At 65.0% G+C, this 14,231-nt stretch carries 14 protein-coding genes; 9 read left to right on the top strand and 5 right to left on the bottom strand.

Annotated features, from left to right (window positions below; genetic code table 11):
• The first annotated feature begins 1 nt into the window (after position 1).
• Genes JQ609_RS10135 through JQ609_RS10100 form a run of 8 tightly spaced genes read left to right on the top strand, consistent with a single transcriptional unit; the run spans position 2 to position 8,615 of the window.
• On the top strand, positions 2-484 hold the full coding sequence (locus JQ609_RS10135; protein ID WP_192740553.1) for a (2Fe-2S)-binding protein: 483 nt from the start codon (positions 2-4) through the stop codon (positions 482-484).
• A 10-nt stretch (positions 485-494) separates the two neighbouring features.
• Entirely contained in the window at positions 495-2,174 is a 1,680-nt protein-coding gene (locus JQ609_RS10130; protein ID WP_212273321.1) for a xanthine dehydrogenase family protein molybdopterin-binding subunit, read from the top strand.
• A gap of 1 nt (position 2,175) precedes the next feature.
• Positions 2,176-3,201 (top strand): xanthine dehydrogenase family protein molybdopterin-binding subunit, encoded by a 1,026-nt coding sequence (locus JQ609_RS10125; RefSeq protein ID WP_249119764.1) that lies wholly within the window; start codon positions 2,176-2,178, stop codon positions 3,199-3,201.
• 11 nt (positions 3,202-3,212) lie between these two features.
• Entirely contained in the window at positions 3,213-4,094 is an 882-nt protein-coding gene (locus JQ609_RS10120) for a MoxR family ATPase (protein WP_212273320.1), read from the top strand.
• Positions 4,091-5,209 carry a VWA domain-containing protein gene (locus JQ609_RS10115; RefSeq protein ID WP_212273319.1) on the top strand — a complete coding sequence of 373 codons (1,119 nt, stop codon included), beginning with the start codon at positions 4,091-4,093 and terminating at the stop codon, positions 5,207-5,209. Before JQ609_RS10120 ends, JQ609_RS10115 begins: the two co-directional genes overlap by 4 nt.
• Complete coding sequence (locus JQ609_RS10110; protein ID WP_212273318.1) at positions 5,206-6,105, top strand: amidohydrolase; 900 nt, start codon at positions 5,206-5,208, stop codon at positions 6,103-6,105. Before JQ609_RS10115 ends, JQ609_RS10110 begins: the two co-directional genes overlap by 4 nt.
• Positions 6,106-6,145: 40 nt before the next feature.
• Positions 6,146-6,994 carry an MBL fold metallo-hydrolase gene (locus tag JQ609_RS10105; protein ID WP_211995578.1) on the top strand — a complete coding sequence of 283 codons (849 nt, stop codon included), beginning with the start codon at positions 6,146-6,148 and terminating at the stop codon, positions 6,992-6,994.
• A gap of 22 nt (positions 6,995-7,016) precedes the next feature.
• The gene (locus tag JQ609_RS10100) at positions 7,017-8,615 is read left to right on the top strand and encodes an isochorismatase family protein (RefSeq protein ID WP_212273317.1); all 1,599 of its coding nucleotides are present in this window, start codon (positions 7,017-7,019) and stop codon (positions 8,613-8,615) included.
• A gap of 111 nt (positions 8,616-8,726) precedes the next feature.
• Here JQ609_RS10100 and JQ609_RS10095 read toward each other — a convergent pair whose 3' ends face one another.
• The 5 genes from JQ609_RS10095 to JQ609_RS10075 form a co-directional block, all read right to left on the bottom strand.
• On the bottom strand, positions 8,727-9,326 hold the full coding sequence (locus JQ609_RS10095; RefSeq protein WP_212273316.1) for a thiamine pyrophosphate-dependent enzyme: 600 nt from the start codon (positions 9,324-9,326) through the stop codon (positions 8,727-8,729).
• On the bottom strand, positions 9,323-9,880 hold the full coding sequence (locus JQ609_RS10090) for a thiamine pyrophosphate-binding protein (RefSeq protein WP_312014831.1): 558 nt from the start codon (positions 9,878-9,880) through the stop codon (positions 9,323-9,325). Before JQ609_RS10090 ends, JQ609_RS10095 begins: the two co-directional genes overlap by 4 nt.
• 180 nt (positions 9,881-10,060) lie before the next feature.
• Positions 10,061-11,329 carry a serine hydrolase gene (locus JQ609_RS10085; RefSeq protein ID WP_249127813.1) on the bottom strand — a complete coding sequence of 423 codons (1,269 nt, stop codon included), beginning with the start codon at positions 11,327-11,329 and terminating at the stop codon, positions 10,061-10,063.
• Positions 11,316-11,798 (bottom strand): transcription elongation factor GreA, encoded by a 483-nt coding sequence (gene greA / locus JQ609_RS10080; RefSeq protein WP_212204281.1) that lies wholly within the window; start codon positions 11,796-11,798, stop codon positions 11,316-11,318. The genes JQ609_RS10085 and greA overlap by 14 nt, the downstream gene beginning before the upstream one ends.
• 186 nt (positions 11,799-11,984) lie before the next feature.
• Positions 11,985-13,007 carry an LLM class flavin-dependent oxidoreductase gene (locus tag JQ609_RS10075; protein WP_212273314.1) on the bottom strand — a complete coding sequence of 341 codons (1,023 nt, stop codon included), beginning with the start codon at positions 13,005-13,007 and terminating at the stop codon, positions 11,985-11,987.
• Between the two features lie 198 nt (positions 13,008-13,205).
• Between JQ609_RS10075 and JQ609_RS10070 the strand changes: the two genes are divergently transcribed.
• Positions 13,206-14,225, top strand: coding sequence for a glycoside hydrolase family 3 N-terminal domain-containing protein (locus JQ609_RS10070; protein WP_312014830.1), 1,020 nt, complete (start codon positions 13,206-13,208; stop codon positions 14,223-14,225).
• Positions 14,226-14,231 lie beyond the last annotated feature (6 nt).

Below are 14,231 nucleotides of genomic sequence, written 5' to 3'. Positions count from 1 at the left end.
AATGGCCCGGATGCCTGTACAGTTTCGCCTCAACGGCTCTGATCGCGCGGTGTTCGTCGAGCCGGCAGAAACGCTGCTCGGCACCATCCGGCGTGGGCTCGGCGATTTCGCCCCCAAGTTCGGTTGCGGCCAGGGCACCTGCGGCGTCTGCACCGTGCTGGTCGATGGCGAGCCGCGATTGGGCTGCCTCACGCTCAGCGTGACCTGCGAGGGCCGATCGATCGAAACCGCAAGTGGGCTCGCTGATGGGCCGACCCTGCATCCGCTGCAGGCCGCCTTCATGGAGCATTTCGCCGCGCAATGCGGTTTCTGCACGCCCGGCATGCTGATGGCGGCGAAGGCGCTGCTCGACCGCAATCCGAACCCTACACGTGTCGAGGTCGTCGAGGCGATCGCCGGCAATGTCTGCCGCTGCACCGGCTACGAGCCGATCATCAACGCCATCCTGGCCGCCGCGCAGCAGCGCGGCGTCCGCCGCGCCTGAGGAGATCCCGATGCTGGAGTTTCGCAAGGATCTGTTCGCCGACGAGCGCGACGACAATCTCAACGTGATCGGCAAGGGCGAGCAGCGCCAGGACATGCTGGGGCATGTCACTGGCCGCACCCGCTTCTTCGACGATCACGGCTTTGACGGCCTGCTGCATCTGAAGGTCGTGCGCTCGCCGCATCACCACGCCCGGATCCGGAGCATCGACGTGACAGCCGCGGAGCGCGCGCCTGGCGTCAAGCGCGTGATCCGCGGGCAGGACGTGCCGCTCAACAAGAACACGCTGCTCAGCCTGATCGATTTCGGCAAGGACGACGAGCCGACGCTGGCGGTCGACAAGGTGCGCTACAAGGGCGAGCCGATCGTCGCCATCATTGCCGACAGCGAGGCGGAAGCCCTGGCCGCGGTCAAGCTGGTTCGGGTCAGCTACGATCCGCTGCCCACGGTGTTCGACGTGCAGGAGGCGCTGAAGCCGGGCGCGGTCGTCGTCAACGAGACCTATCCCGGAAACTATTTCGAGTATCACGACAAATACGACCATCAGAAGCTGCGCTTCGGCGATGTCGAGGCCGCGTTCCGCACCGCCGATCACGTGATCGAGGAACGTTACCAGATGTCGCCGATCGAGCACGCCTCGACCGAGACCAACGGCACCATCGCCGCGCCCGAAACCAACAACCGTTACGTCGTGCATTCCTGCGCGCAGGGCCTGTTCTTCTCGCTCGGCACCACCGCGAAAATCCTCGCGCTGGAATCCAACCGGCTGCATTTCATCGGCGGCACCGTCGGTGGCGGCTTTGGCGGCAAGGTCGACTCGCTGACCGAGCCGCTGGCGGTGCTCGGCGCGATCCTCACCGGCCGGCCGGTCCGCTACGTGCTGGGGCGCGAGGAGGAGATGCAGTTCGCCTCGCCGCGCGGGGCCGAGCGGCACGTCATCAAGGACGGCGTGATGCGCGACGGCCGTATCGTCGCGCGGCAGATCACCTCCTATTTCGATGCCGGCGCCTATACGCGGCTGACCAGCTACGGCGTGGTCAAATGCGTCGCGCACATGCCGGGGCCCTACACGATCCCGAATGTGCGCGGCGACGCCTATTGCGTCTTCACCAACCGCGTGCCGGCCACCGCGATGCGCGGCTTCGGCGTCACCGGGGTGGACTTCTCGATCGAGGTGCAGATGGACAAGCTGGCGCATCTGGTCGGCATCGACCCGATGGAGTTCCGCATCCTCAACGCCTATCGCGACGGCGACATGAAGGCGCATCGCCGCGTCGCGCACAACACCGCGCTGATCGAATGCGTGCAGGTCGTGGCGCAGAAGGTGAACTGGCCTTTGAGCGAAACCGCGCGGCGCGCTTCGTCGCTGAGCGGCGGCGGCGGCCCGCGCGCGGCAATTCCGCCCACCGTGACCGATGAGAGCGGCCGGATCGGCCGGCCGGAGACGCGGCAGGCACCGCCACAGCTGACGCCGGGCGCGGCACCGCTGCCGGCCCATCAGCCTCGGCCCCCCGTGCCGGTCTATCAGCCGCCGCCGGCGCATCAGCCGGCGGCAGCATTGCCGAACTATCCGTCGCAGCCAGCCGATGCCGCGCCGCTGCCGGCTCCGGCGCCGCCGGTTCCGAATGCGCCGGCGCCACCCCAACACGGCGCGGCGCGGTTCTCGTCGGTGTTCACACGGAGGCGCTGAGATGGCACGGCATCAGGGGCGCGGAATGGCGTCCATCAACTACCCGATCGGCATGAATCTCGGCGGCGATCCCAGTCAGGCGCTGGTGCACGCCAATCCGGATGGCAAGTTCACCGTGGCGCTGTCGGCGATCGATCTCGGGCAGGGCATGAAGCAGGTCAGCCGTCAGATCGCGGCAGAGACGCTGGGCGTGCCGATCGAGGACGTCTATGTCGATACCGCCGACAGCGACACCGGTCCGCACGACATGGGCTCGTTCGCCTCGCGCGGCACGCATCGCGTCGGCAATGCGGTGATCGTTGCCGCAAAGGAGGCGCGGGGCGTGCTGCTGGAGGCGGCCGCCGAGGAGCTCGAGGTCAACGCCGACGACCTCGTCACCGACGGCAAGGGCAACATCCATGTCCGCGGCGCGGCGTCGAAATCGATCACCGTGAAGGCCGCCTCGCAGGCTGCGCAGTTCAAGCAGGGCAAGACGATCTCCGGCCGCGGCATCTTTCTGATCCCGCTCTCGACCGTCAATCCGGAAACCGGGGAGATGTCGCCGGTCACCGCCTATGCCCATGCCTGTCTCGTCGTCGATCTGGAGGTCTGCGACGAAACCGGTGACGTCAAGGTCAACAAGCTGACCAGCGCCTATGAACTCGGCCGCGCGCTCAATCCGAAAATGGTCGAGCAGCAACTGGTCGGCGGCGCCTGGATGGGCATGAGCCACGCGCTCTACGAGACGCCGGAGCCGTATTATCCCAACCCCGAACATGGCGGCCGCGACTACAACGAATATCTGATGCCCGGCCCCGGCGACATCGCGCCGCACGACATCACGGTGCTGGAGCGACCGGCGCCGGATGGTCCGTTCGGTGGCAAGGGCCCCGGCGAGATGTGCGCCAATCCGGTGCTGCCGGCGGTCGCCAACGCGATCTTCAATGCCATCGGTGTGCGGATCGACACGCTGCCGATCACGCCGGAAAAGATCCTGCGTGCGCTGAAGGCGCAGGGCGGCGCGCGACCGCAAGTCCGGCGCGCATAGGGGGCATCGGGATGGCGGTGCGCGGCAGTGTTGGTGGGATCGATCGGCCGGAGAAACTGGCCGAAGCGCTGCGCGCGGCCTATTACCTCGCCGATGACGGCTTTGCGACCGCCGGCTACCTCGCGCTCGCGCTCGGCAAGCCGCTGCTGCTGGAAGGCGCGCCGGGTGTCGGCAAGACCGAGGCCGCCAAGGCGATCGCCGGAATCATGGGACGGCAGCTGATCCGGCTGCAATGCTACGAGGGCATCGACTCCGCCGCTGCGCTGTACGAGTGGAACTATCCGCGCCAGATGCTGGCGATCCGCCAGGCCGGCGACGAGCCGATCGACATCTATCGCGACGATTTCCTGATCGAGCGGCCGATGCTGGCGGCGCTGCGCCGGCCGGAATCGACGGTGCTGCTGATCGACGAAATCGACCGCTCCGATCCGGAGTTCGAGGCGTTCCTGCTCGAATTCCTGTCGGACTTCTCGATCTCGATCCCGGAGCGCGGCACGCTGCGCGCGCATGAACGCCCGGTGGTGGTCCTGACCTCGAACCGCACCCGCGACCTGCACGAGGCGCTGCGGCGGCGCTGCGTCTATCACTACATCGCCTATCCGGATCCGGAGCGCGAGGCGCGGATCATCATGATGCGTTCGTCCTCTGTCGCCGAGGCCACCGCGCGCGCGATCGTGACCGCGGTCGGGCGGCTGCGGCAGGAGCCGCTCACCAAGCCGCCCGGCGTCGCCGAAGCGATCGACTGGGCGGAAGCGTCGACGCTGCTGGCGAAAACCGGCGCACCGTGGCCGGACGCGTTCCGGCGCGCGATCGGCGTGGCGCTGAAGGACGAGGAGGATCTGGCCTTCATCGCGCCGCGGCTGGGCGCCATCATCGCGGAGATCGCGGCATGACGGTATCAGCTCTGCCGCGTGCGGCCCGGCCGCTGCTGGATTTCATCGCGCTGCTGCGCCGCAACGGATTTCCGGTTGCGCCGGAACAAGGCCTGGCCTTCCTGCGGGCGATTGAACTGCTCGGCCCGCGCGATATCGAGGACATCCGCCGTGCCGGCATCGCCACGCTGGCGCCGCCGTTCGAGCGGCAACCCGATTTCGACATGCTGTTCGACATGCATTTTCTCGGCCTTGCCGGCGTGCTGTCCGATCAAATCGCCGAAAGCGACGAGGAACTGCAAGTTCAGGACGATGGCGCCGGATATGACGCGCCGCTATCGGACGAGACAAACGAAACCGGGCAGGCGGCGACCTCCAGCGAGGCGCTGTCGCGGCGAGCGTTGCGGCCGGACGATGAGAGCCAGCAGCTGGCGCGTTTCAGCCGGCACCTGCCGACCCGGCTGCCGCGCCGCCGTGGCTATCGGATGCGCTCCGCCAAGCGCGGCGGGGGCTTCGACCTGCAGCGCTCGCTGCGGGACGCCATCCGCACCGATGGCGAGCTCATCCTTCTGCGCCGCAGCGAACGTCAATTGCGGCCACGTGCCATCCTGCTGCTGATCGACGTGTCCGGCTCGATGAAGGCGCGCTCCGATGCGCATCTGCGCTTTGCCCATGCGCTGGTAGGCGCGGCACCGCGCGTCGAGGTGTTCACGTTCGGCACGCGGCTGACCCGGCTGACCCGCGCGCTGCGGCTGAAGAACCGCGAGCAGGCGCTTGCGGTCGCAGCCGACCTCGTGGCCGATTGGGACGGCGGCACCCGGATCGGCGATGCGCTGGCCGCCTTCCTTTCGGTGCCGCGTTTCGCCGGCTATGCCCGCGGCGCGCTGGTGCTGGTGCTGTCCGACGGGCTCGAGCGCGGCGATCCGGCGCAGATGATCCGCGCGGTCGGGCATCTCGCCGCGCGCGCCTGGCGGATCGACTGGCTGACGCCGCTTGCCGCCGCGGCCGATTATCGCCCGGAGACCGCCGCACTACGCGCGGTGCTGCCAATGCTCGACAGCCTCGCCAATGGCGCGACGACCGAGCGGCTGTGCAGGCATGTTCTCGACCTCTCACGACGGAGGGCCGCCCGATGAGTAAGCCTGCGTCCGGCTGCGTCGATGCGCATCATCACATCTGGCGGCAGCAGGATCTGCCCTGGCTGCTCGGGCCGATGCAGCCGCGGATCTTTGGGCCCTATGAGCCGATCCGCCGCGACTACACCATCGCGGAATATCTGGCGGATGTCTCTGCCGCCGGCATCACGCGGTCGGTTTACGTGCAGGCGAACTGGGCACCGGCGCGTTTCCTCGACGAGGTCCGCTACGTCACCGACGCCGCGCGGGAAACCGGCTGGCCGCACGCCATTGTCGCCTATGCGGATTTCACCGTGGAGGATGTGCGGCCTCAACTGGAGCAGCTGGCGGCGTTCCCGCTGGTGCGGGGCGTCAGGATGCAGTTGCACTGGCACGAAAATCCGCAATACCGTTTCGCAGCGGCTCCGGATCTGCCGCGCGATCCGACGCTCCGGCGCAACATCGCGCGATTGAGCGAATATGGCTGGGCCTTCGATCTGCAGGTGTTCGCGCCGCAGATGGCCGGCGCGGCCGAGCTTGCCGATGCCTGTCCCGGCGTCAGCTTCGTTCTGCAGCATGCCGGCATGCTGGAGGATTTGTCGCCGGCCGGCATCGAAGCCTGGCGCACCGGCATGGCGCTGCTGGCGCAGCGGCCCAACGTCGTGGCGAAGCTGTCCGGCCTCGGCACCTTCCTGCATCGCAACGACCCGGCGCATATCGGTTTCGTGGTCGGCGAAACCGTGCGGCTGTTCGGCGCCGGACGCTGCATGTTCGGCTCGAACTTTCCGATTGAAAAACTCTGGACCCGCTACGAGGCGCTGTTCGATGCCTATCGCACGGCGACGCAGACGCTGTCCGCCGCGGACCGGCAGGCGATTTTTCACGACACCGCCGCCGGGATTTACCGGCTGGCCTGATCTTAGAGAACAACAGGATTCAACGAGGGGAAACGATCACATGGCGCTCGAAATCAAGATCCTGGACTACGGCGACATCGAACTGGAATCCAGCTTCCTCGTGCTGGGACGTGATTGCGGGCGCACCAGGCGGGTATACACATACGGCTTCCTGATCCTCGGAGGGCCGTGGCCGATGGTGGTCGATACCGGCTATCGGCACAATCAGATCATGGAAAGCCTCGGCATGCGCGGCCTGCAGCACCATGAGAACATGATCGAGAACCAGCTCGCCAGGCATGGCGTGCGGATGGGCGACGTCCGCTACGTCATGCACACCCATCTCCACATCGACCATGCCGGCAAGGACGAGTTGTTCCCGATGAACACGACGGTGCTGCTGAACCGGCGCGAACTGGAATATTCGGTGTCGGGCCTGATGCATCCGCAATATCCGGCGCCTGACATCAAGCATTTGATCGACCGGCTGCACACCCGCCACGCGTTGCGTCTCGAGGATCTCGAACTGTCCGGCCCGATCGAGGTCTGCCCCGGCGTCACCGTCGATGCGGCGGGCGCCCACACCGAAGGTTCGATGAACATCCATGTCGAGACCGCCGAGGGCCGCGCCACCATATGCGGCGACGTGATCTACGATTTCAACGACCAGATCGTGAATCCTTTCCACGAACTGCATCACAACGAGCCCCGCACCACAGGCAATCACGGCAACACCAAGCGCGAGGAGAAGGCGGCGATCAAGCGGCTGCTGTCCGGTTCGCGCTTCCTGCTGCCGGTGCATGACAAGCCGGCCAAGATTGAGCACGGCCAGGTCGTGGCGCGGCTCGACATGGCGGTGCCGGGACCGACCGTACAATCGCTGCCGTCACGCAATTGGTTCGCAGCGTGAGCGGCGGCTTCGGAGACCAGCGATGACCACGCATATCGCGCTGCGCCCGTCCTTTGCCGAATTGATCGACCTGTGGGCGCCGGTGCGGCAGGCCGGCACCGGATTCCAGTTCACGGAAGGGCCGGTCTGGCACCCGAAGACGCATGACTTGCTGTTCTCCGACATGCCGGGCGACGTGCGCCGCTGTCTCGACGCGCAGGGCGTTCGCGACGCGATGCGTCCATCCAACAAATGCAACGGCATGACCTATGATGCCGGGCTGAACCTGATCGTCTGCGAACACGCCACCTCCACGCTGGTGCGCGAACGTCCCGACGGCCGGCGCGAGATTTTGGCGTCGCATTTCGACGGGCTGGAGTTGAACTCGCCGAACGACGTCTGCGTCAAGTCCGATGGTGCAATCTATTTTTCCGACCCGTGGTATGGCCGGATGCCGATCTACGGCGTCGAACGGCCGCGTCAGCTCGGCTTCCAGGGCGTCTATCGCGTGCCGCCCCGCGGCGGCGAGCCGCAATTGCTGGTCGACCGCTATCTGTTCGATCAGCCGAACGGGTTGTGCTTTTCGCCGGATGAGCAGCGGCTCTACGTCAACGACACCGTCAAGCATCTGATCCGCGTGTTCGACGTCGATGCCGGCGGCGGTCTCCGCAACGGCCGGGTGTTCGCCTCCAACATCGTCTCGGCCACCGAGCCCGGCGTGCCGGACGGCATGAAATGCGACGCGCTCGGCAATGTCTGGGTGTCGGCGCCGGGCGGAATCTGGGTCTATACGCCGGACGGCCGATTGATCGGCAAGCTGCGCGTTCCCGAGCTGGTCAGCAATCTGACCTGGGGCGGCCCCGATTGGCGCACGCTCTACATCACCGCGACGCATTCGGTTTATGCGGTGCCGGTGAAGGTCGGGCCGCGCAACGAGCCCTATATGCGCGCCGGCCAAAATTCGCCGGCCGCAGCCCGGCCGGAGCCGGCGCCGGTGACCACCGTCAATCGGTCCGCAGCCCAAATCGCCGAGCCGGGTTACGCGGTCGATCCGACGCGCTGCGCGCTGATCATTCAGGACATGCAGAACGACGTCGTGATGGACGGCGGCGCCTTTGCGTCATCCGGCTCGCCGGTGCATTGCCGCGAACAGAACGCCATCGCCAACGCAAAGCGGCTCGCGGAGGCTGCGCGTGCCCGCGGCGTCCTGGTGATTCACGTCTGGTTCGTGGTCGAGCCGGGCGCGCCCGGCGTGACCGCGAATGCGCCGCTGTTCGAAGGGTTGATCGACGCGAAAGCACTGGTGCGGGGCACCTGGGGTGCTGCGCCGGTGTCGGGGCTCGAGCCGCACGCGGGCGACCAGGTGGTGGAGAAAATGCGGATGAGCGCGTGGGAGGGTACGAGGCTGGAGGCCATGCTGAAGGCGGCCGGGCGCGATTTCGTCATCGTCACCGGCGCGTGGACCAATATGTCGATCGAGCACACCGCCCGCACCGGCGCGGACAAAGGCTTCTACATGATCGTGCCGGAGGATTGCTGCTCGACGATGAACGCCGAATGGCACATTGCCGCGGTGAACTACGCGATCCAGAATGTGGCGATGGTGACTCGCGCTGACGATCTGATCGCTGCGATGTCCTGATCGAGGTTGCCAAGCCGGCGAGCCCCGGCATCGCGAGGTTGAGCATGTCCCGCGTGTTGCCGTTCAGATCATCCTGCGTCGCTAATCGGTGTGCGCCTGGGAGTATTTGCGTCAATTATACAGCGAGCCGTCGCCCAGCACGGATTGCCTGAAGCGGGTGGTGAGGATGCCGCCGTCGGCGGGCGGCAGCACGAAGTAAAGCGCTTCGGGATTGATCTTGACCTGTGCGAACACGGGCCCGTCGCCGCGGTGTGCGAGATCGCGGATCTCGGTGACCTCGGCCATGGTCCGGACGATCCGCGATGTCCTGAAGCCGGCGGCCGCGGCGATCCCGGCGAGGTCGACGCCGGCTGCCGTATGGGTCTTCTGCATTCCGGTCTCGCCGAAGCGCTCATTGTCGAGCACGGCAATGGTGAGATTCGCCGGGTTCTGCACGGCGATCGTGGCAAGCGCGCCGAGGCTCATCAGCATTTCGCCGTCGCCGGTGATGACGAGCACCCGGCGCTTGGGCTGCGCAATGGCGAGACCAAAGCCCATCATGGCGGCCGCGCCCATCGCACCCCAGAGCGGGAAGTTGTTGGGACTGTCGCCCGCAGCCGAGATATCCCAGTTGGGGGCGCCGAGCCCGGCAACGACCAGGAGATCGCTCCGATCGCGCAGCAATTCATTGACGACATCGCGGCGATGCAGCAGTTCGTTGGGAACGTTCATTTGCGGGCGAGCTCCTTGAAATTCTTGGCACCGAGCACGCGCTGTCCTATCAGGACGGCGGCGGGCCGCCAGGTGTTGAAGGCAAGGTTGGCCGCGCCGGAAACGGTCGAAGCGACCAGATGCGGCTCGTCGGCGCGCGTCACGATCACGCCCATGGCTTCGAGGACGGCCTTGGTGCCCTGGCCCATCGGGACTTGCCACGGGTTGAACTCACCCCATTCGCCGCGCATCGTCACCAGCATCAAGAGCGGCATGCGGCAGATCATCGGCAGCGACAGCATGTTGATGCAGTTGCCGACGCCGCTCGATTGCAGCAGCAGGACGCCGCGTTCTCCGCCGAGCCAGGCACCGGCCAGCATGGCGATCCCTTCCTCTTCGGTGGTCAGGGTGATGACGCGGGCTTGAGGATCCGCCTCGAATGCGCGGATGAGGCGGCTGTGGCCCGCATCCGGCACCATTCCGACCTGGCGCACGTCAGCCTCCTTGAGGACGCGGTACACGTCGTCGGGCCAGGTCGGCAGTGCGACCGGCTCTTTCTTCTGCAGATCCGCCACGGAGAGGCCCCCCTTTTTCTCGATCTCGAACACGCGTTGCCGGGATAGTACGCCGCCGTTTCGTCGAGAAGGTATGCAAAATTGAAAAGCGGCCGGTCGCGTCAGCCCGGCTCGCTGCACCGCCATATGACAACACGGGAGCCACAGGCCGGGCGACTTATGACGGCCACCGGCGCGTCGCTATTCTCGCGCCAATTCAGGCAGCACGTGGTAGCGGGCGATCTCATGCGGAAATTCGCCGCGGTTGGCGAGCAGGACGATACCGACCTTGTGCGCCGGCACCAGGCCGAGATAGGCCGACGCGTTGTTAAGTCCGCCCGGCTTGTCGACGACGGTCACGTCGTTCAAGTGGATGTTTTCCCAGGCCATCGCCTGTCCGAACTTCTCGGTCACGTGAAATGCCTCACGCTGCGTCATCTGCAATGCTTGCCGCAACTGCGGATCGATCGCCTCTCCATCGATGAAGGCAGCCAGAAAGGTGGCCAGATCGCGCGCCGAGGTGAACATCTGACCAGTCCCCGGGAAATCGTAGTAAGTCTGCTGATCTCCAGGCGGACCGATCGCCATGCCCGTATCGGAGTAGCCCTGCACGACACGCTTCATCAGCTCCGGAGCCATCATGGCGCGATGGTCTGGCCCCCGCTCGGGGAGGAATGTCTGGTTCATGCCGAGCGGTTTCAGGATATTCGCCTCGATGAGATCACCGATCGGCTGGCCGTAGCGGCGTTCGAGCGCGAGCTGGAGCAGCACATATCCCGCATGGGTGTAGATGCGCTGCTTGCCCGGATGCTCGCCTGATGGCGGCGTCCATGCGTTGAGCGCCTCGAAGAACTGCGGCAGGTTAAACGAATCGTTCGGCCATGGCGGGTGATCGGTCGGCAACAGGAGCCCGGATGTATGCGTTGCCAGTTCGCCGATCGTCACGCGTTTGATGTAGTCGCCGCGCAGCTCGGGGACATATCTGCTCACGGGGTCATCGAGACGGAGTTCGCCGCGAAGCGTACCCAGTGCTACCAGGATTGCCTCAAACGGTTTGCGCACCGACGCTACGTTGAACAACGTGTCTGAAGTGATTGGCTGCCTTGTCGCCTCATCGGCGACGCCGTAGTTGAAAAACTCGGTGTGACCCGCAGCGTAGACGGCCACAGCGAGACCGCCCGGCTTCCCACGGTCTCCGGCGCCAGATAGGCCGTGACGATGTGCTGAATTTTGGCGTCCATGCCAATATCCGCGACCGACCCGCCCGCCAGCGCGAGTAGCAGAACGGGAAGAACGATCAGGCCTGTCGGTCGATGATGTCGCCACCGGCGCGTGGAACTTGTCACCATACTGGGCCATCGTCTCGTTGACGCCGATGGACCTTTTTGCGGGCACGATTCTGGCGCTTGTCGGGAAGCGCCCGTCAATTTGCTGTGAGTTGCCGAATTCCTTGGGCTCAGGAGATCGCAATGATCTCGAGCTCGTGACCGGATACGCCGACGACATCTCCGACAGCTTTGCCCATCAGAGATATTGCCACCGGGGACACGAAGGAAATGGAGCCGGCCTTGGGGTCCGCTTCGTCCTCTCCCACGATATGATATTTCTGCACGCGCCCATCCTCGCGCCTGAAGGTCACCGTGCTCCCGAACGCAACCTTGTCGACTGACGTAGGCTTGGCGACGAGCTGAGCCGTCCGAACTCTCGCCGCAAAGTAGCGCGCATCGCGCAAGGGCGTTGCCGCTTGCCGCCGCCGCTCATTCACGTCTTCGATCTGCTGCGCCGTCTCGTACGCCTCGCGCGCCTGTTGCAGTTGAAACTCGAGCGCCTTCAATCCTGCTTCCGTAACCAGGTTCGGATGAGCAGAGATCGGACGGTCGGGGAGCAGCGTCTCAGATGCGGTTTCGGCACTGTCTTCCTTGGTGAAGGCAACGCTCAACTCGGCCTCCTTTCGAGTGGGATATGCCAGGCAACGGAATTGTAACACAACGCTCGGCGGTTTTTGCGTATCACATATCGCGGAGCGGATGGAACCTGGTTGCCTCTTTGGGGGTACCGCCTGTTCTGGAGGCCGCGCGATCCCGGCGCGAAGCGGATGCCAGCCGTGGAAACATCCTAACAGCCCTTAGCGCCACCCGAGCGCGGGAGCCACGTGCGTCAGAATCGATTCGATGACATGGGCATTGTAGGCAACGCCGAGCTGGTTAGGGACGGTCAACAGTAATGTGTCGGCCTCATCGATCGCCTCGTCATTCCTCAGCTGCTCAATCAGGACGTCCGGCTCAGCCGCATAGCTGCGGCCGAAGATCGCCTGGGTTTCCGGCGAGATAAAGCCGATTTGGTCATCCTCGTCTCCACCGCGGCCGAAGTAGGCGCGATCACGATCATCCATGATGGCGATGATGCTGCGGCTGACGGACACCCGTGGCTCGCGCGCATGGCCTGCCTCTTTCCACGCCGAGCGGTAGGCCCTGATCTGGGCAGCCTGCTGGATGTGGAAAGCCTCGCCGGTTTCGTCGTTCTTGAGCGTCGAACTCTGCAGGTTCATGCCCAGCTTCGCTGCCCAAATTGCCGTGGCGTTCGAGCCGGCTCCCCACCAAATGCGATCACGCAGTCCCTGGGAGTGCGGTTCAAGACGCAGCAATCCCGGCGGATTTGGAAACATCGGACGTGGATTGGGCTGCGCGAAGCCGTGGCCATCAAGCACGTCGAGAAAGACCTGGGCATGGCGCCGGCCCATGTCGGCTTCGGTCTCGCCTTCGGCCGGTTGGTAGCCGAAATACCGCCATCCATCGATGACCTGCTCGGGCGATCCTCGGCTAATTCCAAGTTGCAGGCGCCCGCCCGAGATGAGATCGGCCGCGCCGGCGTCTTCCACCATGTAGAGCGGGTTCTCATAGCGCATGTCGATAACCGCCGTGCCGATCTCGATGCGGCTGGTTTTCGCGCCGACCGCCGCCAGCAACGGGAAAGGCGAGGCGAGTTGGCGGGCGAAGTGATGAACGCGAAAATAGGCGCCGTCGGCGCCCAATTCCTCGGCCGCGATGGCCAAATCGATGGATTGCAGCAGCGTGTCCGCCGCCGAGCGGGTCTGCGATTGCGAAGAGGGTGTCCAGTGCCCGAACGACAGGAATCCGATGCTTTTCATGCGGGGTCATCTAGGTGCTTTCTGTCGATTTGCCACCGTCACCGCGAGCGGGACTGTCCGCGCACCGAACATGGAATCGACTGCTCGTCTCCGTCTCCCGCGCAGGCTGGACCAAAAGTGCTCTTGGGTGTTACAGGGTCGAAACACAAGCCGGTCGAACATCGTTGAGTGTTGTTGGCTTTTCGGCACGCGGGATCGGTGATCAGGACTGCCATGCCCGTCGGCGAACTCTTCATTCTCGGCTTCTTCGGCAAAACCATCCCGGCATGGCTGCGGGAATTTGCGGCCAAGTACGGCTTGGGCGGCGTGATCCTGTTCGATTATTCCTGCCAGACGCAAAAATACGACAACAACATTGAATCGCCGGAGCAGGTGCAGCGTCTCTGCGAGGAGATCTCCCGCCTGCCGTCGCGGCCGATGGTGTTCATCGACCAGGAGGGCGGGCTGGTGCGGCGGCTCAAGGAGAGTAAGGGGTTCAAGCCGCTGCCGAGCCCGAAGGAATTCAACCATCTTGCTTTGAGCGAGAAGCGGGAAGTACTTGCCGCCAGTTTTGCCGAAATGCGCCGTCTCGGCATTCACTACGACTTCGCGCCCGTCATCGACGTTGATTACAATCCCGATAATCCGAACATCGGCAAGATCAAGCGTTCCTGGTCCGCCGATATCGGCGAGGTGGAGGCCAATGCGCTGCTGGTGAGCGAGGTCGCGCGCGCGGCGGGCATCGGGCTTTGTCTGAAGCATTTCCCCGGCATCGGCGGCGCGGTGGTGGATTCGCATCAGGAGTTCATGGACATTTCCGACAGTCTGCGCACCGAGCAGGAAGAGCTGTTCTATTCGCTGGCGCCAAAAATGTTCGGCGATGCCGTGCTGGTCAGCCACGCCATCGTCAGGCAATGGGACCGCGACAATCCGATGACCCTGTCTGCCGCCGGCCTTGCCCGGTTGCGCCAGCGGCTTCCCGATACGCTCCTGATCACCGACGACATGCAAATGCAGGGTCTGCAGAAGGCGTTGGGCACGCGGCAAGCCAGCCTTCAATCGCTCAAGGCCGGTATCGACATGCTCTGCATCGGCAACAATCTGTTCGATCAGGAGCGGGAAATGGCCGCCATCGCCCAATCCGTCGAGCAATCCCTTGATAATGGGACCTTAACGGGTTCCGCCATTAAGGAATCGATCGCCCGCGTCATCAGGCGAAAGGCGCTTTTGGCGGCCTGATAGGCC

The organism is Bradyrhizobium sp. AUGA SZCCT0169, from assembly GCF_018130085.1.
Lineage (GTDB): Bacteria > Pseudomonadota > Alphaproteobacteria > Rhizobiales > Xanthobacteraceae > Bradyrhizobium.
Note: the sequence above shows the minus strand (reverse complement) of the source record. Positions and strands in the feature narration are given on the sequence as shown.